Origin of the sequence: Ruegeria sp. HKCCD8929 (genome assembly GCF_013031405.1) — a bacterium.
In the GTDB taxonomy this organism is placed as follows: domain Bacteria; phylum Pseudomonadota; class Alphaproteobacteria; order Rhodobacterales; family Rhodobacteraceae; genus Ruegeria.
In genome coordinates this window covers 53062-72483 of record NZ_WPZY01000009.1, presented here as the reverse complement: position 1 = coordinate 72483, position 19422 = coordinate 53062, and the positions used below count along the sequence as shown (strand labels likewise).

14 protein-coding genes and 2 tRNA genes are annotated in these 19422 nt (G+C 63.3%); 4 read left to right on the top strand and 12 right to left on the bottom strand.

Annotated features, from left to right (window positions below; all coding sequences use genetic code 11):
* The first annotated feature begins 203 nt into the window (after nt 1-203).
* Nucleotides 204-1109 carry an EamA family transporter RarD gene (gene rarD / locus GOX53_RS15085; RefSeq protein ID WP_171177740.1) on the top strand — a complete coding sequence of 302 codons (906 nt, stop codon included), beginning with the start codon at nt 204-206 and terminating at the stop codon, nt 1107-1109.
* Here the strand turns inward: rarD and GOX53_RS15080 are convergent.
* Entirely contained in the window at nt 1067-1813 is a 747-nt protein-coding gene (locus tag GOX53_RS15080) for an SGNH/GDSL hydrolase family protein (RefSeq protein WP_171177738.1), read from the bottom strand. The genes rarD and GOX53_RS15080 overlap by 43 nt on opposite strands.
* A 2-nt stretch (nt 1814-1815) precedes the next feature.
* Nucleotides 1816-2226: a nuclear transport factor 2 family protein gene (locus GOX53_RS15075; RefSeq protein ID WP_171177736.1), complete on the bottom strand. Its 411-nt coding sequence runs from the start codon at nt 2224-2226 to the stop codon at nt 1816-1818.
* A gap of 98 nt (nt 2227-2324) precedes the next feature.
* On the opposite strand from GOX53_RS15075, the gene GOX53_RS15070 reads away from it, so the two are divergent.
* Nucleotides 2325-2972 (top strand): RluA family pseudouridine synthase, encoded by a 648-nt coding sequence (locus GOX53_RS15070; RefSeq protein ID WP_171177733.1) that lies wholly within the window; start codon nt 2325-2327, stop codon nt 2970-2972.
* A 62-nt stretch (nt 2973-3034) separates the two neighbouring features.
* Here GOX53_RS15070 and GOX53_RS15065 read toward each other — a convergent pair whose 3' ends face one another.
* The 4 genes from GOX53_RS15065 to GOX53_RS15050 form a co-directional block, all read right to left on the bottom strand.
* Nucleotides 3035-4450, bottom strand: coding sequence for an RtcB family protein (locus tag GOX53_RS15065; protein WP_171177731.1), 1416 nt, complete (start codon nt 4448-4450; stop codon nt 3035-3037).
* Between the two features lie 177 nt (nt 4451-4627).
* A tRNA-Asn gene (locus tag GOX53_RS15060) sits at nt 4628-4702 on the bottom strand.
* 281 nt (nt 4703-4983) lie between these two features.
* Nucleotides 4984-5057: transfer RNA gene (locus GOX53_RS15055), tRNA-OTHER, on the bottom strand.
* Nucleotides 5058-5330: 273 nt separating this feature from the next.
* Nucleotides 5331-6887: an RNA-binding protein gene (locus GOX53_RS15050; protein WP_171177729.1), complete on the bottom strand. Its 1557-nt coding sequence runs from the start codon at nt 6885-6887 to the stop codon at nt 5331-5333.
* A 175-nt stretch (nt 6888-7062) separates the two neighbouring features.
* Between GOX53_RS15050 and rtcR the strand changes: the two genes are divergently transcribed.
* The gene (gene rtcR / locus GOX53_RS15045) at nt 7063-8625 is read left to right on the top strand and encodes an RNA repair transcriptional activator RtcR (RefSeq protein ID WP_171177727.1); all 1563 of its coding nucleotides are present in this window, start codon (nt 7063-7065) and stop codon (nt 8623-8625) included.
* 53 nt (nt 8626-8678) lie between these two features.
* On the opposite strand, the gene GOX53_RS15040 is transcribed toward rtcR, so the two are convergent.
* From GOX53_RS15040 to GOX53_RS15030, 3 genes are all read right to left on the bottom strand, one after another.
* Nucleotides 8679-9146 (bottom strand): hypothetical protein, encoded by a 468-nt coding sequence (locus GOX53_RS15040; protein ID WP_171177724.1) that lies wholly within the window; start codon nt 9144-9146, stop codon nt 8679-8681.
* Between the two features lie 268 nt (nt 9147-9414).
* Nucleotides 9415-13431 carry an autotransporter outer membrane beta-barrel domain-containing protein gene (locus GOX53_RS15035; RefSeq protein WP_171177722.1) on the bottom strand — a complete coding sequence of 1339 codons (4017 nt, stop codon included), beginning with the start codon at nt 13429-13431 and terminating at the stop codon, nt 9415-9417.
* A 265-nt stretch (nt 13432-13696) separates the two neighbouring features.
* Nucleotides 13697-14197, bottom strand: a complete 501-nt coding sequence (locus GOX53_RS15030; RefSeq protein ID WP_171177719.1) for a LuxR C-terminal-related transcriptional regulator — start codon at nt 14195-14197, stop codon at nt 13697-13699.
* Between the two features lie 238 nt (nt 14198-14435).
* On the opposite strand from GOX53_RS15030, the gene GOX53_RS15025 reads away from it, so the two are divergent.
* Nucleotides 14436-16544, top strand: coding sequence for a tetratricopeptide repeat-containing sulfotransferase family protein (locus tag GOX53_RS15025; protein WP_171177717.1), 2109 nt, complete (start codon nt 14436-14438; stop codon nt 16542-16544).
* Between the two features lie 56 nt (nt 16545-16600).
* Here GOX53_RS15025 and GOX53_RS15020 read toward each other — a convergent pair whose 3' ends face one another.
* The 3 genes from GOX53_RS15020 to GOX53_RS15010 are packed head-to-tail and all read right to left on the bottom strand — an operon-like array spanning nt 16601 to nt 19421.
* Complete coding sequence (locus GOX53_RS15020; RefSeq protein WP_171177715.1) at nt 16601-17734, bottom strand: saccharopine dehydrogenase family protein; 1134 nt, start codon at nt 17732-17734, stop codon at nt 16601-16603.
* Nucleotides 17735-17737: 3 nt separating this feature from the next.
* The gene (locus GOX53_RS15015; protein WP_171177713.1) at nt 17738-18793 is read right to left on the bottom strand and encodes a saccharopine dehydrogenase; all 1056 of its coding nucleotides are present in this window, start codon (nt 18791-18793) and stop codon (nt 17738-17740) included.
* Nucleotides 18794-18806: 13 nt separating this feature from the next.
* Nucleotides 18807-19421, bottom strand: coding sequence for a glutathione S-transferase family protein (locus GOX53_RS15010; protein ID WP_171177711.1), 615 nt, complete (start codon nt 19419-19421; stop codon nt 18807-18809).
* Nucleotide 19422 lies beyond the last annotated feature (1 nt).

Genomic DNA, 19422 nt, shown 5'->3' with positions numbered 1-19422 from the left:
GGACAGAACACATTCCCCTGCTTCTTCTGTTCATAAATATCCCGGAGCGCGAGGCAGAGCCTCGCAATAAACAAACCTGAAAGCCGCCGGGTCGATGCGGCCGATCGCTCATCACAAACCGTGATGGCGCGTCGCACAGTTTAAGGTGTTTCCTTTATCGTCTGCCCTGCCATAAAGGCCGCCAGAATCGTGCGGAGACCGAGATGGCGCAGCAGCCTCACCCTTCCGAGAATGTGGACACGCCGCAGGGGCTGGCTTTTGCCGTCACGGCGTATCTGCTGTGGGGGTTTCTGCCGCTCTACATGAAGACGATTGCCCATATTCCCCCGGTCGAGGTCGTGGCGCATCGCGTGATCTGGTCGGTTCCGGTTGCGGGTCTGTTGTTGATCGCGCTGGGGCGGACGCGGGATTTGAAGGCGGCGCTGCGCAATCCGAAGATGTTGGGCATGGCGTGCCTGACGGCGGCGCTGATCTCGATCAACTGGGCGATCTTCGTCTGGGCGATTGCCAATGACCACGCGCTGGACGCGGCGCTGGGATATTACATCAACCCGCTGTTCAGCATCGCGCTGGGCGCGATTCTGCTGCGCGAGCGCCTGACGAAGGTGCAGTTGGCGGCGGTGCTGCTGGCGGCATTGGGCGTGCTGGTTCTGGTGCTGGAGGCGGGGCAGATCCCCTGGGCGGCGCTGGGCATGATGGTGACCTGGGGGTTTTATGCGTTTTTTAAGAAATCCCTGCCCATCGGTCCCAATCAGGGCTTTCTGCTTGAGGTGCTGATTCTGCTTCTTCCCGCGCTGGCTTATGTCCTTTGGCTGGGCGCCGGGGGTGGCGGGCATTTCGGGGCGCCGACGATGGACACCGCCCTGCTGATCGGGGCAGGCGTAGTGACGGCGGTGCCGCTGTTGATCTATGCCAATGGCGCCAAGCTGCTGCGGCTGTCGACCATCGGCATCCTGCAATACATCGCGCCGACGATGATCTTTCTGACCGCCATCTTCGTGTTCGGAGAAGCGCTGGACCGAGGCCGGATGATCGCCTTTCCGATGATCTGGTCGGCGCTGGTGATCTATTCGGTGCCGCTGGTCCGGCAGATGCGCGCCCGGGTCTGAGCGTGGATGTCCTGCGCCAGCCGCTCGGCCCATAGCGCATAGGCGCGCGGGCTGGGGTGGTAGCCGTCGGGAGCCGCCAGGGCGGGATCGTCGGGAAAGTCCAGCGCCAGGTGGTGAGCCTGCGGAAACCGGGCCGCGACCTGATGCAGCCCTGCATCCAGGCGCGCCGCCTGCTGGCCCAGAACCCAGGCCAGCGGCTGCGGCAATGCCGGAAAGCGCTGCATCTGTGGCACGCCGGTCAGGACCACGCAGTTCGCGCCCAGCGGGACAGTGAGGTGTTCAAGCAGCGCGGTCTGGCGCGCCATGAACTGCGCCCGCGTCGTGGCGCGGGTCACGTCGTTGACACCCAGCGCGGTCACCGCCACGTCGAACGGGCCGTCGATCTGCCGCAAGCGGTCCAGCGTGTCGCGCGTGGTGTGCCCTGTGGTGGCCTCCAACCGCCACGCGACGCGATAGTCTTGGGCGAGGCGTTGCACGAGTTGGCCCGAGAGCGCCTGCGCCTGCGTCTCGGCCCCGACACCCGCTGCCGAGCTGTCGCCCGCGATCAGCAGCCGCAGCCGGGGTCCATGCCCTTCGCACCCTGCGCGCGGCCCTGATGGTTCCGGCAAAAGCCGGGCCGTGCGCCGCACCCACAGGCCCTGCGCCGCCAATACCGGCAGCAGCGGCAGGCGCAGGATCTGGTCGGCGGCGATCGGGGCGGGCATGGTCAGGACAGCGCCTCGCGGAATTTCAGGAACCGCGCATCGGTCATCACCCGTGCGTTCATCGCATCGCGCAGGGCGCCGACGGTCTTGTAGGGGCGCATCACCACTTCGAACTCCTGAATTTGGCCCGCGTCGTTCAGGGTGATGAGATCGACGCCCACGGCATCCAGGTCGCCGACCTTGCACTGGAACTCCAGCGCCCAATCCGAGCCTTCGCCCATGACCCGGCGATAGCGGAAATCCGAGAACACCTGTCCCACATGGCCCAGCACGGCAGCCACCGGCGCGCGGCCTGTCCATGTCTTGTAATAGGTCGGCGGCATGAACCGCACGTCCTCGGCCAGCAGGTCGTGGATCAGGCTCTCGTCGCCCTTGGCCACGACCTCCTGCAATCTGGCGATGGTGGGGTGCATGATCTCTCCTTTCCCGGTTGCGCCAAGGGTTGCGGAAGCGCGCGGCACACACAAGGACGACGTTGCGGGAGGTTGCCCCCTGCGATAGGCAGGCGCGCATGAGCGAGACCTATGATCCCCCGCAAACGCCGCTGGATGTGCTGCACGAGGATGCGCAGCTGATCGTGGTGAACAAACCCTCGGGCCTGTTGTCGGTGCCGGGGCGGGGGGCGCATCTGGCCGATTGCCTGCTGGCCCGGGTGCAGGCGGCGTTCCCGCAGGCGCTGCTGGTGCATCGGCTCGACCGGGACACGTCCGGCGTGATGGTCTTTGCCCAGACCCCCCACGCGCAGCGCCATCTTGGGCTGCAATTCGAGAAGCGGCAGACCCGGAAGACCTATGTCGCCCGTGTCTGGGGACGGCTTGAGCCCAAGACCGGCACCGTCGACCTGCCGCTGATCGTGGACTGGCCGAACCGGCCCCGGCAGATGGTCTGTCACGAGACCGGCAAACCGGCGGTGACCGAATGGCGGGTGCAGCGCTATGAGAATGGTACCACCCGCGTCCGGCTCAGCCCGAGGACCGGACGCTCGCACCAGTTGCGGGTGCACATGCAGGCGCTGGGCCATCCGATCCTGGGCGACCCGTTCTATGCGGAGGGCGCCGCGCGCGATTTTCCCCGCCTGATGCTGCATTCCGAGGAATTGCGGCTGAAACATCCCGATGGCGGCATCTCGATGAAGTTCCGGGCGGACGCGGAGTTCTAGAGCGAAATCGAGTTAATTTGCAGAGTTTTCGATTTCTACTCTGGGGGCCGCGCCGCTTTGGTTCAGCGCCGCCCCTTCCTCTTGTTCGCCCAGAACGGAGGGACATCGCCCGCCATGATGCACCCATAGGGGTCGATGTAATCCTCGATCTCGGCCAGATCGTAGGATTTTATCTGCGCCACGACGCTTTTCGCGCTCTTGTAGCTGGACGGCAGCTCGGACGCGTCGACCCCACCGGCGTGAAAGCGGATATCCAGCCCCTCGGTCTCGGCCTTCAGCATCTGGTCGGGCGTCACCGACCCCATCCGGCGCTTGTGCTCGGAGCGCGAGAAGTTGCGCCCGGCACCGTGCGGCGAGAAGCCCAGCCCTTTCCTGGCGTCCTTGCCGCGCACGACCAGCACCGGCTCGGACATGTTGAGCGGGATGAGCGTCAGACCCGTGGCATCCGCCGCATAGTCATCCCACGCAGGCGTTGCCCCCTTGCCGTGGTAGTAGAGATCGCCGCGTTTGAAGACGAAGTTGTGCTCGTTCCAGTACCGGTCGCCGACATCGCCGATGCGCGCGGCCTCGACCGTCGCCTGATGGATCGCGTTGTGGTTTGCCTTGGTCCACTTGCGGATCAGTTGCAGGGCCTCCCAATAGTCGCGCCCCTCTTCGGTGTCCGTCGGGATCCAGGCATTCTGTTTCGCGGTTTGCGGCGAGAGCTGCTTGCGGAACTTTTCAGCCACATGCATCCCGTGCTTATACAGAACAGCACCCGGCCCACGCGACCCGTGATGGGTCACGATCGCGGTGCGTCCGGTCTTGCGCGAGCGTCCGACGAACAGGAAATGGTTGCCGTCGCCTTGCGTCCCCATATGCTCCTGCGCCATCCGCAGCGACTTGGGATTGTCCAGAAACGGGTTTTCCCGGAACGCGTCCAGCAGTTTCAGCGAGGTCGTGAACCGCTTGCCTTGCGGGCGGCCGCCCGGGCCGAAATGCGTGACCGACTGCGCGGCGTCCAGCACCGCCTTGGGGTCGGCATTGCCCAGATCCGTGATCATCACCGAGCAGCAGATATCGGCGGAATGCATTCCCGGATGGATGGCGTTGCGTGCCGCGGCCACACCGCCGACCGGAATGGTTCCGACCGGACCTGCCGGGCAGGCGTCGGGCATGATGGCACCGGCCTCGATAGTGGGCGTGCGCATCAGCTCGCCCATGGTTTCGCGTACCTTGCCGATGTTGTCCTGTTCGTCCGGGTGGCTGCTTTCGATATTCTCGAAATAGGCAACGTCACCGGTCGCGCGCAGCTCCATCCGAACCGGCGCGGGGGGAATTTCGCTCTCCAGCTCCTGCCGGATACGCACCAGCCCGAACCCTTCGGCCCGCATCTCGTTGGCTTTTGCCAGCAGTGCCGGGAAATGCTTGCCGGGGCGATGGCCCCAGTCTTTCAGGTGGTCCCCGGTCACCGGGTCGTATGTGTTTTCTTCACTCATCTGTTCAACTCACTCTAACACCAGTCACGACAACGAGGGGGTGACTTTAGTTCCGTCGGCATTCGCCGTGATAACTTGTGTCCGGGAGACAAGGGGTTCGTGAGAGGCCTTTCGGCGGATCGTTTCAAGCGATGTACTCCCACGGGCATTCCCCCGGATGATTTCCTTTCGTTTCTCTGGCTCGGTTGCAGGGCTCGAACCTGCGACATACGGGGTAACAACCCGCTGCTCTGCCAGCTGAGCTACAACCGATCATGTCTGGCCCCGGCGACAAGGGGAGAAGAAACAACCCGGAGACCCGCCCCGCATCTGAATGGGCAGATGCGTTTGCCGTCTGGGCGCCGGCAAGGAGGGGAGTTGAACCCGCTCGGTCTCCGGTCAGGTTGAGCCATGTAGTTCCTTCGGCATTCGCCGGGGGTATCCTTTCGTTTCGGGTCAGGAGGACAATCGGTTGCGAGACATTCTAACCCCGAAGGGCGAGCCTGAATCGAACAGGCAGCACCAGATGTAGTCTCGCAGGCATTCCTCCTGCTGCGAAGATGAAGGAATCGAACCTTCGATTACCGCTTGCAAATGCGGCGCTCTATCCAACACGAGCCCACCTTCGTCGGTTTCATTAAGTCCCGGCGACAAGGCGGTCGCGTTTGCACGCAAATCGCGACCATGGTGAAACGCCCTGCTCTACCTGACTGAGCTACATCGCGCCTGCGATGGCGGGATTCGAACCCGCGACACGGAGATTAACAATCTGTAGTTCCACCGGCATTCGCCGAGTTTGTTCCTTTCATCTCATCTTGGGTGGGTCAGGCGGACAAATGTGTTTGCGAGACATCCGACAGGTTGCAGCTGTAGTCCCGCAGGCATTCCGCCTGACCCGTTTTCAAAGTTTGATCTTTTCGATCTCGCCGACCCAGTGATCCGGGCCGGCCCGACCGGCGGCAAATGCCGCGATCTGGCCAAAGACCGCATCCGAGAACCCGCCGATATTCAGAACGTCCTCGCGGGTCTGCGCCTGCGTGGTCCCGTATGGGGCGATGTCGATACAGACCAGTCTGGCCTTCGGGTTGCGACGCTTGATCACCTCCCATTCTTTCATCATCGCCGTTGCCTGACCGCCCGTGCGGGCATCCACCCACGACTGGTTGTCAGACACGAACACCACCAGATCCGGCGACCGTCCGCGACCGTTCAACCACTTGAGCGGTGCGGAACAGTTGGTTCCGCCACCGCCCAGCGCGGCCAGACGCTCGGCATTGGTCAGGATCGTGTCGCGCGGCCTCAGACGTACATCGCGCACGTCGAAGTCGAACGGCAGCACCTGACATCCACGGTTCACCCGCGCAAACGCTGCCGCCGTCAGTGCGGCCACGTCCACGTGGCGAACGGCCGAGGTCGCGCCCGGACGATACCCGGTCACCGACCAGGTCATCGAGCCGGACACGTCCGGGCAGACGACAACCTGCCCCGCGATCTTCGGCACGTTCTGCACCGCGATTTCCATCGCGTCGTGCAGCGCGTCCACGATCTGATGCGGCATGTCCGCGGCCACGTTCTGCGCCGCCACCATCAACTGGTACGGAAACGCACGCGCCTTGGCGATGGCCTCGGGGTTGCGCAGCAGGGCAGCCACGTGCTCCACATTCCGGGCCACGCCGAAAACGCCGTGGCGGTGGAAGGTGTTCAGGTTCTGGCGCACCATCTGCCACGACCCGTTGCGCGCGATCCGGGCCCAGTCATGGGCGGACAGATCCAGCTGCGTCAGCATCTGAAACGGCACATCCGGCACCGGGCCTTTCCCGGTCTCCCGGAACGCGATCCAATTCTGCAGGGCCCCTGGCAGCCGTGCCAGATTGCACGGCCGCCCGACGATCCAGGCAAACAGCGCCTCCCGCTCCGGGCTTGCCGGTTTCGGGTGCACCATCTTGATCACGTCAGCCAGGGACGGATCGTTGCCGATATTGGCGTTCAGCAGCGCGCGTTCGGATGCCGCGTTCAGCCAGTTCTGCACCATCGCCTTCGGGGCCGACCCCAGAGATTTGCGCCCGGTCTGCCCCGAGCGGACGACCTGCACAAAGGTGCGCAGCATCTTGCCGTTGTCGACCACGCGATCAAAGACGGCGCGGAACAGCACCGGATCGCGCCGGGCCAGAACCGCCAGCAACACCGCCGGCATGTCCTTCATGTGCCCGCTTTTGCGCGCATAGATTGCTGCCCGGGCCAGAAACCGCGTGTCGACGGCCTCGGCCACGTCCACGACATATTCCAGTTCCTCCTGCGGAGACTGATAGAACATGCCCCCGAAGGTGCCGGTCACGGCAACCTGAGCCAAGGCATGTGCTTCGGAATAGGCGTAGGCCGGCGCCGCGTGGGCGTTCCTTGCAGTTGCCTTTGGCAGCAACCGGCCTTTAATCGATGCAAACATGGATTTGTTTGCCATTTCTCTGATCCTCTTAGTTAGCGAGGATGTTTTTGGCATGGAACGCCCTGGTTTCCGACAAGAAATCGTTTTTCGCTTAATGCATTGTTCCTAAATCATAAAATCCGATATTGCTGAAATACGCTCTGCAAAATATTATACGTGTAGATACAAACTTATCCAAATGGATATACACATGAAGAATGTCGTTCTGGGCTTTCTGGGTACGCAGCTCGATATGGGCAAAAAGCGGCGCTGGCGGCCGACGCTCAGCCTGATCCAGCATGACGATTTCCCGATCGAGCGGCTGGAGATTCTGTACGACATGAATTTCCATCGTCTGGCCCGGCAGGTGCAGCGCGAGATTCAGGAGGCATCGCCGGATACCGAGGTTCTGTTACAGAACCTGGATCTGGACGATCCGTGGGATTTTCAGGAGGTCTATGGCAAGCTTTTCGATTTTGCGCGCACCTACGGGTTCGATGAAGAGCGCGAGCGCTATCACGTTCACCTGACCACCGGCTCGCACGTGGCGCAGATTTGCTGGTTCCTGCTGACTGAAAGCCGTCACATCCCGGCCCGTCTGATCCAGACCGGACCGCCCGGTGCTGGCGAGGACGCGCCAAAATTCGACATCATCGATCTGGACCTGAGCCGGTACAACGCGCTGCAACAGCGGTTCGATCAGCTTTCGCGCGAATACAGCGATCAGCTGAAGGGCGGGATCGAAACGAAAAACGCCGCGTACAACACCCTGATCGACCGGATCGAACTGGTGGCCAGCAATTCGGATGAGCCGATCCTGTTGCTGGGCGAAACCGGCACCGGCAAGACAGAACTGGCCGAGCGGATCTACAACCTCAAACTGGATCGCCGCCGCGTCAAGGGCCGGCTGGTCCATGTCAACTGCGCCACCCTGAATGGCCCGGATGCGCTGGCATCGCTGTTCGGCCAGCGCCGCAGCTATACCGGTCAGGCCGGGTCCGAGCGCAGCGGGCTGTTGCGCGAGGCCGATGGCGGGGTCCTGTTTCTGGACGAGGTGGACGAGCTGAACCCGAATGCCCAATCGATCCTGTTGCACGCGATGGAAACCGGACGTTTTTACCCGTTGGGCTCCGATCATGAGGTGACCAGCCGGTTTCAGGTCATTGCCGGCGCCAACCGCGACCTGCGCGCGCTGGCCGCTGACGGCGGGTTTCGCCCCGATCTGTTGGCGCGGCTTGATATGTGGAGCTTCGTGCTGCCGCCGCTGAGGAGCCGGCGCGAGGATATCGAGGCCAATCTGGCGTTCGAGCTTGTCCGCTCGGAAAAGAGCCTGGGCGTTCAGGTCGGCTTCAACACCGACGCGCGCGAGAAGTTTCTGCGCTTTGCAGAAAACCCGGCCACGCTCTGGCCGGGCAACTTCCGGGATTTCAGCGCCTCGGTCCGGCGGCTGTGCACTCTGGCGCCCCGGGGGCGGATCACGCGGGCCATGGTGGACGAAGAAATCGCAGCCCTTCGCAGCGGGTGGAGCCGGGCGGATGCGGACCACGATTTCCGGCTGGTTCACGCTGTGCTGGGGGACGGGGTCAACGACCTCGACCGGTTCGATCTGGTCCAGCTTGCCGAGGTCATCCGGGTCTGCCGCGAATCCTCCAGCCTGAGCGAGGCCGGGCGTACCCTGTTTTCGGTGTCGCGCAGCAAGCGGAAAACGCAGAACGACGCGGATCGGTTGCGAAAGTACATGGCCAAGTTCGGATTGGAGTGGGAGGCGATTTGAGGGTGGCATGAGGGGCATGCTCACCGGATGTGATCCAAACAAACAGGCAGGATTTATGGCACCCGGGATGCCAGTTCCCGCGCCAACTCAATCGCGACGTCCAGAGTTGGCGCGACCACCAGCAGACCCACCTCGCCGTGCACGACCCGAACGGACGCCATGTTTGACAGCTCCTGACCCACGGCCAGATACCCTTGGATATCCACCACTTGCCAGGGCGGGAAATCCGCGGTGAAGCTGCTGGCGCGCTGTATCTCGTTCAGCTTGTCCGCCAGATCCTGTGCGTTGCCGTCGGCATAGGCGCTGGCGTTCTCAATGCTGACCGCGACCGATTGGTAAGCTGCATTGGAGTATCCACAATAGCTGTCCGGCGTGTTCAGCGGCCCGTCGACGGCAGCTCCCAAGTGCTGCTCGGCGTCTTGCAGGGTGAGGAGCGCACAGGGATCAATCGCCTCCGCCTGAGTTGGCTGCGAGGACAGCATAACGAGGATTGGAAACACGATTGCGGCTTGGTTCGGCATCGGGCCGGGCGGTTGGAAATTGACACTGGGGTTGACGGGGAGAGGATATCACATCGCCAGATTGCGCCCTATCCATCCCATCCGACCTGCTGCTTCACTGCCCGTTCGGGAAATACGCCACGACAGTGTCGTTCAACGCATAAGGCGCCCTGGCCGGAGTCCAGGGCGCCTTGTTTGTTGAGAGCTGCATCCGCTCAGAAGCAGAATCGGCCCGTCTCCCTGACCGCGCTGCCAGGGGCAGGCGCGGTTCAGGGATCGCCTGCAGGCTTCAGAACCCCCACTCGTAAGAGGCCCAGACGCCTTGCGTCGATACGTCCGCGCCCAGCGTGGATTTCGCCTCCAACAGCAAAAGGCCGCCATGATCAAAGGTCTTTTCATAGCTGAGCCCCAGTTCGCCGAACGTATCCGAGCCGCTGCCACCGGACGCCAGGGTCGCGCTGTTGCCGAAGATCACGACGTCGATGGCCGAGGGCGCGTCGGCGTCCTGATGCACCGCCGCCAGCGAGGCCGAGAATGTTCCGCCTGCGGCCGGGGTGGCAAACGCGCCTCCGATCCGGGTTTCGTTGAAGGTGATTTTGCGGTCGCCCACGGTGGCGTTCGTCACGGATCCCGTCTCGGTGTACCCATCCAGGTTCTGCTCGCCATAGAGGAAGCTTGCCCGCGGGGTCAGGGTCATTCCGTTCGTCAGGGCCAGCTCGCGCTCAGCCGCGACAAGGGCGGTGAACATGTCGCTGGAATAGTCCGCGTTGGCATCGGACGCACCGATGATCGTGCGCGTTTCGCTGTGGTCCAGATTGCCGTAGCCCAGCCCGAAACTCACATCCGCAAAACCGAAGTTCTGGGCGACGATGGCGCTGAGGTAGGCCCCCGAGGTCTCGAAGGAGCTGGCCCCGAATGTGCCGTCGTTTTCCAGATAGCTGGCCCCGAACCCGTATCTCAGCCCGGTGCCCAGATCGCGTGTCAGCCCGGCACTGACGCTCCACATGTTGGACGAGAGCGCGGGGGCGCTGCTGTTGCCGTCACGATCGCTCCGGCTGCCAGAGATCAGGACGTAAGGCCGGAAGCCTTCGATCGGGCCGCTGCCGCTGGTGCTGAGGATGAAATCCCCACCCCCGACACCGTCGCCCGAGGCGCGATTGAGTTGCTGCCCAAGCGTGTAGGACAGCCCGGCGATCTCGAAGGCCTGATTGCTGTTGGGCTGAACGTTGTCGGTGTCGAATGTCGCATAGACCGGTGCGCTTCCGCCTTCGTCACCCACGAACCACCCCTGGGTGGCGGAGGTCACCTCGGTGGTGAAGGTCCCGTTTGCGGTGTCGTCATCCTGGAACCGGTAGACGCGTCTTTCGCCCACGTTCTTCAGGTTCACGTCGTGATCGCTCACACGGATCGTACCGTCGATATCTGCCGAGGTCTCGATGTTCAGCGTGCCGCCACCGTCCCCCAGAAACACCGCATAGGCGTCGCCGGACGACGTGACGGAGATGTCTCCGGTCACGTTGATCGTGCCTTGGGCGGTATCCACGTAGAGGCCATAGGCCTCAACGTCGGTGCCCTGGGCCGAAACCGTGATCGAGCCGCTATGGGTCAGCACCCCGTCGGATGACAGCGTTCCGGCGCCCAGGCCATAGGCGCGCACGGATTGATCGCCCGTGGCCGAGACCGAGATGTCGCCTGCATTCTCCAACATGCCGTCCACGTCCGACGCGGCGATGCCAAGCGCAAACAGGTCCGAGACGTCTGTTGCGGCGGCCGAGACTGAGATCGCGCCGGAATTCAGGAACGTGGCATCCGCCAGAATATCGTTGGGCTCCATTCCAAGCGCAGCGGCCGACAGGCCGCCGTTGTGCTCAAGCTGGACAGCGATATCCCCGCTGTTCTCAAACGTTCCTTCGATATGGGAAACGTCGATGCCAAAGGCGCTTGCATCGGTGACATCGGTCGCGGCCAGCGCAACATTGATGGCACCCGCGTTGGAAAACTGCCCGTCGGTGCCGATGTCGCCCGCATCGATACCGAAGGCCATCGCCTCTTCACCCCGGCTGCCGCTCACCGAGACCGCGATGTCCCCGGTATTAGTCAGCGTGCCGTCGATGTGGCCTTGCGTGAAACCATGTCCGTCCGCGTAAAGCGCGCTGTCGCCCTGCACCAGAACCGTTATCGCCCCAGAGTTCGTCAGGGTTCCGCCGGCCTCGACATTGTCGGTCTCAATGCCATAGGCCGAGACCGAGCTGCCGCCTGCGGTGCTGGCAGACGTCACGATATCGCCTGAGTTCGAAAAGCTGCCGCCGATGGCGTCGGCTTCGATGCCGGTTGCGTTGGCGGTTGAGGCGCCGGTGGCCTGCACGGTCAGCGTGCCGGCGTTGACAAAGGACCCGGTGATATCATCCACCTCGATCCCGTCGCCACGCGCAAACTCACCCTCGACGGCCACCGTGATGGCGCCTGAATTGGTGACCTGCCCGTCGACATCGCGGATATCCATGCCGTTTGCATGTGCGGATGAGACGCCGGTAGCCGATACCGTCACATCGCCGCTGTTGGTCACGGTGCCTGTGACTGTGCTCATGTCGATGCCCTCGGCAAAGGCCGAAGAACCCTGCGCGGTGGCCGAGATCATCCCGGTGTTCGAGAACTGACCGCCGATATCCTGGGCATCGAGGCCGGTTGCAGAGGCGGAATAATCGCCAACCGCCTGCACCGTCAGTGTCCCGCTGTTGCTTACGGTGCCGGTGACGTCAAAGACGTCGATCCCTTCGGCGGTCGCGGTGGACCCATTGGCAACGACGGACATCGAGCCGCTGTTGTTGAGCGTGCCGGAAACCTTGTGCGCCGAAATCCCCTGAGACAATGCCTGAGAGGTTGCCGTGGCGGACACGGTCAGCGTCCCGGTATTGCTGAGCTGACCGTCGATATCGGATACCTCGATCCCCTGCGCCCGTACCGACCCGCTGGACGCATCGGCCTGTACGGTGACGGCACCGCCGTTCGACAAGGTGCCGTTGATGTCGTTGGCCTCGATCCCTCTGGCCCGGGCCGAGGTGACGCCACTTGCGACCGCTGACAGGGTTCCGCTGTTTGTCACCGATCCGTCGATGGTCGAGAAATCCAGCGCGTCGGCATAGGCGCTGGATGTCGTGGCCGTCGCCTCGACCGTGATCGCGCCGGCATTCTCGAAACTGCCGGTTTCGCTGATGTCCCCGGCGTCGATCCCGTCAACGGATGCCCGACCCGCCGTCGCCGCGCCGATGAGGGTGCCGGTGTTCAGAACACTGCCGCTCACGTCCAGCGACTCGATGATGTCGAAGAAAGCGGCGCCTGAGTCGCTGCCGGTCATTGACACCGTAAGGTTGCCGCTGTTCTCCAGACTTCCACTGATACGAAGCACCTCGAGGGCGTCGCCATTCGCATTCGAGGTCGCGTTGCCGGAGACCGAGATATTGCCGGAATTGACCAGAGTGCCGTTCAGGGTACCGATCCCGATACCGTCGGCACCGGCTCTGGACCCGCCCCACGCGTCGACCGTGATCTGACCGGAGTTTTCCAGACTTCCGTTGACCGTATCCAGAACGATACCATTTGCAGCGCCGCGCGACCCGTCGCCTGCAACGGTGATGGTGATGGCGCCGCTGTTGCTGACGGACCCGTCCACGGTGTTGGCCTGAATGCCGTTTGCGTCGGCCTGAGTGCTTGTCTCGACCAGCAGATCGATTGTGCCGCTGTTCGACACATCTCCGGCGATGTTATCCGCCGCGATGCCGACCGCCGTGCCGAAGGTCAGGGCAGAGTTGGCGATACGGATGGTGCCGGTGTTTTCGACCGTGCCCGAGACCGTTCCGGCCACGTCGATACCCCTGAGATCCGCGCTGTCTCCGTTGGTTTCGCCCAGGGTAATCAGGTTGGAGTTCACCACCGCGCCCGAAACGTCTCCGTTGATGTGGATCCCGGCACGGTTGCGGACCAGCCCCCCGTCCGAGATCAGCTGACCCGCGTTTTCCAGCGTGCTGGAATATTCGCTGACATTGATTACGACCAGTCCGGACGTGGTGAGCGGATCGACATTGATCGAACCCGATGCGGTAATCGTGTGATCCACGTCATCGGAACTGACGAAGGCGCTGGTTTGCGCCGAGTCGATCACGTCCGACCGGACCTCACCGGCAGAGATCGCCAGTACGGACACCGAACACAAAAAAACCGAGGGCGCGATACTCGCTACCTTGCCTTTCCACTTGGTCAAACGCCCCCCGCGCGCCAGGGCGCGTTTTCGTTGCTCTGTCAGATTCATTCCTGCCTCTTCTGGCCTGAGTTTCCGTTCCCAGCACCTTCGGGTTTGTTTCCTTAGGGTCACCCGTTCTGGTGCATTTTGCGCCGTTTCGTGGCACACCCGAAAACCTCGGTATAGGGGTAAAAGAGGCGTAATTGAGGCCAATATGGCCCGTTATGACTTTGGTTTATGCCCTAATTGGCAATAGTTTAGGTGACCCGGCGTCAGAAGTCTCAGGGTGGGGCCCTGGACGTCTCATCGTGACACGGGGGCGCATCCCGGAACCTCATCGTGACGAGCTGGCAACCGATCCGCCATCGGTCAGGTCTTCGAGGAACGCGCTGAGCAGTTGCGCCTTACCCGCATAGCCGGATTTCTTGTAAATCGAACTGGTCTGCGCCTTGATGGTGCCTTCCTTGGCGTTGCGAATCTCTGCCATCTCGGCGGTCGAGCATCCCTTGATCAAAAGGCGCGTGATCTCGCGCTCGGCGGTCGAAAAGGCCCATTTGTCGAAATAGGCGTTCAGCAACTCTTCGAACGCGCCCGAGGCCCGGGCCACCTTGTCCTCAAGCGTGTCCTGATAGCGGCGCATTTTCAGGATTTCGAGGCCCAGCATGATGATGGCCCCGAATAGGGACAGCATGATCAGAACCTCCCACACGTGGATCTCGTCCCATTCGTCGATCCACGCCACCCCCATGGCCTCGCCAATATCCTCAAACAGCATGATGCAGGCGCAAAACAGGGCGGCGAAGAATATGATTGTAAGGCGGCTTTTGGACGGCATGGATGGGTTCCCGAGTTTGCTGAGTTCTGTCGGGCGGCTGCTTATTGCATTCGGCACTCGAATCACAACCCGGAACGCTGCGACTCACGGAACGGTTCCGGCCCGGGGGCCATCCAGCCCGAAAACCGGCATCTCGGCATCAAAAACCGGCCCCGCGCCGCCACGTCCAACTTATGTTTAGTTGCCGGGTGACTGGGTTGAGACTAACAAGTGGCAGATCTCAGGAAGAAGCCCGCGCATGCAGACCCAAACCACTCAGACACTCAGCGCCGATCAGGCGATAGCGATGGCCCGGCAGAACTTTCAGGCTGGAGAGCTTGAGGCCTGCGCCTATCTCTGCGACCGGATTCTGGCGAGCCTTCCCGAACATGTCGAGGCGCTGCATCTGATCGGCCTTGCGCGGTTTCGGCAGGGGCAGATGCAGCAATCGCTTTCCCATCTGCGCCGCGCGCTGGACCTTGCCCCGAAAAACGCGGCGCTGTTGGCCAATGCGGTTGAGATCATGCGATCCGCCGGTCACCGGCAGGAGGCGATCGAACTGGGAAAGCGTGCCGTTGCGGCCGCACCCAACTCGGCCCCGGCGCTCGCCAATCTGGCGCTGGCCTATTACGATTGTGGAGAGTTCGACCTTTCTAAAGACCTGCATGAGCGCGCTCTGCAGCTTGCCCCCGGTCACATTTCGTCCCTCAACAATCTGGGCAGCATGGCACGGGATGAAAAGAACCGCCCGCTGGCCATCACGTATTATCGCCGCGTCCTCGAACTGGCGCCGGACAATGCTGAAACGCACAACAATCTCGTGACGGTCCTCATCGAGGACGAGCAGCTCGATCTCGCCCAGACCGAGCTGTCACGGCTGCTGTCCAAGGCCCCCGACAACGCCGAAGCGCATCGCAACCAGGGGCGCATTCACCTGATGTATGCCCGGCTCGATGCCGCCGAGACGTCGTTCCGCCGGTCGATCGAAATCAACCCGGCACTGGCCCAGTCTCATGTGGGGCTGTCGCAGGTGATGCTGGAAAAGAACCATCCCGACCTCGCCCTTGCCGCGGCGCGCAAGGCCGTGGAGATCGAGCCGGACAGCGCGCTTTGCCTGCACCAGATGGGGCTGTGCCACAGCAATCTGTCGGACGAGAAACTGGCCCTTGATGCTTATGACAAGGCGCTGGCCATCGATCCCGCCTTTTCCGCCAGCATCATGGGGCGCGGTCACCTGCTCATGGAAATGGGCGACATGGCCTCGGCGCGGGATGCGTTCGAACAGGCGCGTGATCTGGACCTGGACGATCTGTCCCCGACGATGGCGCTCTGCCGGCTCGACAAGGTGAAAACACCGGACGATCCGTTGCTGGCCGCGCTTGAGGCGAACCTGCCGCGTTCCGAGAACATGGCACCTCAGAAACGGGCCTCGTTCCACTTCGCACTCGGAGAATGCTACGACGCCCTCGGCCGGCATGACGACGCGTTCGGGCAATACGCGATGGGGGCGAGGGTCAAGCGGTCGCTGCTGAGCTATGACGCGGACCTGTATGACCGGCACGTCGATCAGATCATTCAGACATTTACGCCGGAGTTCATTGATCATTTGCGGTCGGCGGCCCTGCCATCGGCGAAACCGATCTTCGTGCTGGGAATGCCCCGGTCGGGCACAACCCTGACCGAATCCATCCTCGCCAGCCACCCGCAGGTTCACGGCGCGGGTGAACTGAACGACCTGCAGCGGATTTTCGGCTTCGACGCTCAGGGCAAATCCAAGCAGTTCCCCGAGACCCTGAAGGCATTGTCCGACGAGGCACTCTCTGCCCTCGCGCGGGACTATGTGGACCGGTTGACGGCGCACGCGCCGGATGCGGCCATGATCACCGACAAGATGCCCGCGAATTTTCACATGGTGGGACTGATCCACGCGTTGCTGCCGAATGCCCGGATTGTCCATATCCAGCGGCACCCGATGGACACCTGCCTGTCCTGTTTTACCCGGCTGTTCGAACGCAGCCAGCATCATAGCTATGATCTGGAGGAGTTGGGGCGGGCCTATGACGGTTATCGCCGGCTGATGCAGCACTGGAGGCGTGTTCTGCCCCCAACCGCATTCCACGAGCTGCAATACGAGGCGTTGGTGGCCGATACCGAGCAGGAGGCCAGGAACCTGCTGCAATATTGCGGGCTGGACTGGGATGAGCGGTGTCTGGACTTTCACAAATCACGCCGACGGGTCCGCACCGCCAGCTTGTCCCAGGTGCGCCAGCCCGTGTACCGGGGCTCAATCGAGAAATGGCGCCGGTATCAGGATCATCTGCAGCCGCTCCACGACATCGTTGAGAAATGGTGCGGGCAGACAGCATAGCCCTGCGGTGACAGTTTCCCCGGGCCAGGATCAGCCAAAGGCCGCAGGGGCTCAGGCTACCCCACCACCTGCAGGTGCTGTGCCAGTTTGTCGATCTCACCCATCCAAGCCTCGACCAGCTTCGGATCGCTGGGGGCTGCATGCACGCCCGCCGGGATGGCGCGGTTCAGCACCGCTTCGACCGCCAGCGACACCGGCACCGAAACCAGACGGGCCATCGCGGTGCCGCGCGCGTCGCCCCAGGCGTCCATCACATAGGTCTTGTCCCAGACCGCGACGCCATCCTTCTCGGCCTTGAGGCCCACGCACAACACCACCCGGTCCGGCTCGCCCTCGTCATAAGCGTTTTCGGCCCAGAACTGGTCGGACATCTCCTTGAGGCGCGCGTCGCCCTCGGGACCAGACAGCGTTTCGACCTCTTTGAACACGCCGCCCCACGCCTCCGCCCAGCCATTCAGACGCAGGGTGCCGCGGACGAATTCCCGGACCGGCCAGTTCTCCTCGAAGTGGTACTGCGCCATGAAGGGCAGCGAGTCGCGGTTGGGGTAGACCTCGAAGCTCTCGGGCGTGGGCAGCGGCGCGACATAGCTGGAGATCGCGTCCCAGGGCCGCGCCACATCCAAAAGCGCGTAGTTGCGGATCGAGCGCGAGGGCGAACGCAGCGCCTTGAGCACGCCCAGCGGCGACCAGCTGAACTTGTAGCGAAACGGGTTGGGATGTTTCGGGATGCCGCCGCAATAAGAGATGAAACTCAGGTGGTTGGCCGCGTCGAAGGCGTCCGAGGCGCGATAGTCTGCCACCAGCGCATGCGCCATCAGGTGGTCGATACCCGGGTCCAGCCCGACCTCGTTGACCAGCGCCACCCCGGCCTCGCGTGCGGTTTCGTCCAGCGCGCGCATCTCGGGGGCGATGTAGGAGGAGGAGACGAAGTTCGCGCCCTTTGAGATCGCCAGTTCTGCCAACGGCACGTGCCAGTCCCCGGGCAGCATCGACACGATCACATCGCCCTTGGCCAGCACCGCGCCCAGCGCGTCGATGTCAAAGGCGTGGATGTCGTCGGTCAGATCTCCGACCTCGTCGCGCGCCTTGGAGACGGTCCGGTTCCAGACGGTGACGGGATGACCCGCCCCGATCAGCCGCCGCAACCCGGGAATGGCCGAAAGGCCGGTGCCGCACCAATGGATGGTCATCTGTCAGATCCTCTCGATATGGGTTTGATAGGTGGCCTTGGCCCGGCCCCAGACGCCGGTTTCGATCCGCCCAAGCGTCAGCAACGAGGGCAGCAGTTGCGCCGCGTAGTCTTTGGAGCTTTCGACCGGCAGCATCGACGGCAGGTTGTCGATGGCCATCACGTCCAGCACCGGGTCGGTGGCGACGCGCAGGGTGGGCTGGTCCCACGTCGTCGCGCGGTCATAGACCGGCACCGGGTTGTAATCGCTGTCCGGGTCGCAGGCCACATCGCCGATGGCGGTCAGCTTGCGCGGCGCGGTCAGCGCCTCACGCGGAACGAAGACCGGCGTGCCGGGACGGGCGAAGATGCAGTTCAGGAACAGGTCATGGCCGAGGATCTCCGGGAACGGCCCGCCGCTTGCGGTCTCGGCCATGTCCCATTTGGTGACGGCAACACCCATCGCCTCGCAGAGATCGGCGGCCCCGGTACCGACCCGGCCAAGCGCTCCGATAACGATGGCGCTGGAGCGGGGCGCACCGGTGGCGTCAAGCTCGGCGCCCAACTCTGCAATCAGCGCATCCTTGCCGGGATAGACACCGACCGGGCCGCATTGCGCGCCCCGCTGCTGCGCGGCCCATGCCTTCAGCGTCACGGCGGCCCCGGCATAGCCCGCCCAATAACCGAATGCGGCCACCCGGCGGCCGGTTTCATCCACCAGATATTCCAGATCGTAGAGCGTGCCACCGCCCGCCTTGAACCGCTCCAGCAGTGCCCGGCCAGAATGCTGGCCCTTGAAGGCATGGCCGAACATGATGTGGCGATGAGGCAGGGGCGTGCCGTCCTCGGGCAGTTCCTTGAGGCCGAAGACGATGGCATCCGCCGGGGCCTCGGGCCAGCTGTTCTCGGTTGCGATCCCGCATCCCGCCGCCCGGTAGCCGTCCAGCGGGAGGGCGCGGACCGAGCTGTCCTCGACCGTCACCCGGATCCCCGCTGCAATCAGCTGCGCCGCCCCCTCGGGCGTCAGGCCCACCCGTTCCTCGTTCGGGCGCTGTTCGGCCCGGACCCAGAGATGTGTCATCGTTCGTCCTTCGCTAAAGCATACCGGCGGCCTTAACCGCCTGAACCGAGGCACGCGCCGCCATCGCCTCGCGGAAGGCGAGGATCTTGGGAAAGGCCGAGGCATCGACGCCGTCGCCTTCCAGCCAGCCGCACACAACGTAGAGGTAACAATCGGCAAGGCTGATCCGGTCGCCCAACACGAGCGGCCCGCGCAAGCCGTTGTGCTCGATATAGTCGCACGAGGCGGTCATGGTCTCGGGCACCTTGGCCGCCATATCCCTGAAACTGCTTTCCTTGCTGGCCCAGCGGGGCCCGCGCAGCTTGTGGGCGTGGTTCACATGCATGGTCGAGGCCAGGTAATACATCACCTCGCGCATCCGCGCCGCCATCACCGGATCCTCCGGCACCAGCCCGGCCTGCGGCGCCTTGGCGGCCACAAAGTCCAGCAGCGCGCCGGTCTCGGTCAGGATGCCGCCTTCGACCGCCAGCGCCGGCACGCGGCCCTTGGGGTTGATCTGGGCATAGGCCGGTTTGGTCTGCTCGCCGCTGGCGAAATTCAGCTTCACCGCGTCATAGTCCAGCCCCGCCTCTTCCAGCGCGATGGCGACAGCGACGGAAATGGTGCCGGGGGCGTAATAGAGCTGCATC

What these genes read in the sequence shown, in the direction of transcription:
- GOX53_RS15010 (WP_171177711.1), bottom strand. Translation starts at nt 19,421, where the DNA reads ATGCAGCTCTATTACGCCCCCGGCACCATTTCCGTCGCTGTCGCCATC.
- GOX53_RS15080 (WP_171177738.1), bottom strand. Translation starts at nt 1,813, where the DNA reads ATGCCCGCCCCGATCGCCGCCGACCAGATCCTGCGCCTGCCGCTGCTG.
- rarD (WP_171177740.1), top strand. Translation starts at nt 204, where the DNA reads ATGGCGCAGCAGCCTCACCCTTCCGAGAATGTGGACACGCCGCAGGGG.
- GOX53_RS15025 (WP_171177717.1), top strand. Translation starts at nt 14,436, where the DNA reads ATGCAGACCCAAACCACTCAGACACTCAGCGCCGATCAGGCGATAGCG.
- GOX53_RS15050 (WP_171177729.1), bottom strand. Translation starts at nt 6,887, where the DNA reads ATGGCAAACAAATCCATGTTTGCATCGATTAAAGGCCGGTTGCTGCCA.
- GOX53_RS15040 (WP_171177724.1), bottom strand. Translation starts at nt 9,146, where the DNA reads ATGCCGAACCAAGCCGCAATCGTGTTTCCAATCCTCGTTATGCTGTCC.
- GOX53_RS15015 (WP_171177713.1), bottom strand. Translation starts at nt 18,793, where the DNA reads ATGACACATCTCTGGGTCCGGGCCGAACAGCGCCCGAACGAGGAACGG.
- GOX53_RS15065 (WP_171177731.1), bottom strand. Translation starts at nt 4,450, where the DNA reads ATGAGTGAAGAAAACACATACGACCCGGTGACCGGGGACCACCTGAAA.
- rtcR (WP_171177727.1), top strand. Translation starts at nt 7,063, where the DNA reads ATGAAGAATGTCGTTCTGGGCTTTCTGGGTACGCAGCTCGATATGGGC.
- GOX53_RS15075 (WP_171177736.1), bottom strand. Translation starts at nt 2,226, where the DNA reads ATGCACCCCACCATCGCCAGATTGCAGGAGGTCGTGGCCAAGGGCGAC.
- GOX53_RS15030 (WP_171177719.1), bottom strand. Translation starts at nt 14,197, where the DNA reads ATGCCGTCCAAAAGCCGCCTTACAATCATATTCTTCGCCGCCCTGTTT.
- GOX53_RS15070 (WP_171177733.1), top strand. Translation starts at nt 2,325, where the DNA reads ATGAGCGAGACCTATGATCCCCCGCAAACGCCGCTGGATGTGCTGCAC.
- GOX53_RS15020 (WP_171177715.1), bottom strand. Translation starts at nt 17,734, where the DNA reads ATGACCATCCATTGGTGCGGCACCGGCCTTTCGGCCATTCCCGGGTTG.
- GOX53_RS15035 (WP_171177722.1), bottom strand. Translation starts at nt 13,431, where the DNA reads ATGAATCTGACAGAGCAACGAAAACGCGCCCTGGCGCGCGGGGGGCGT.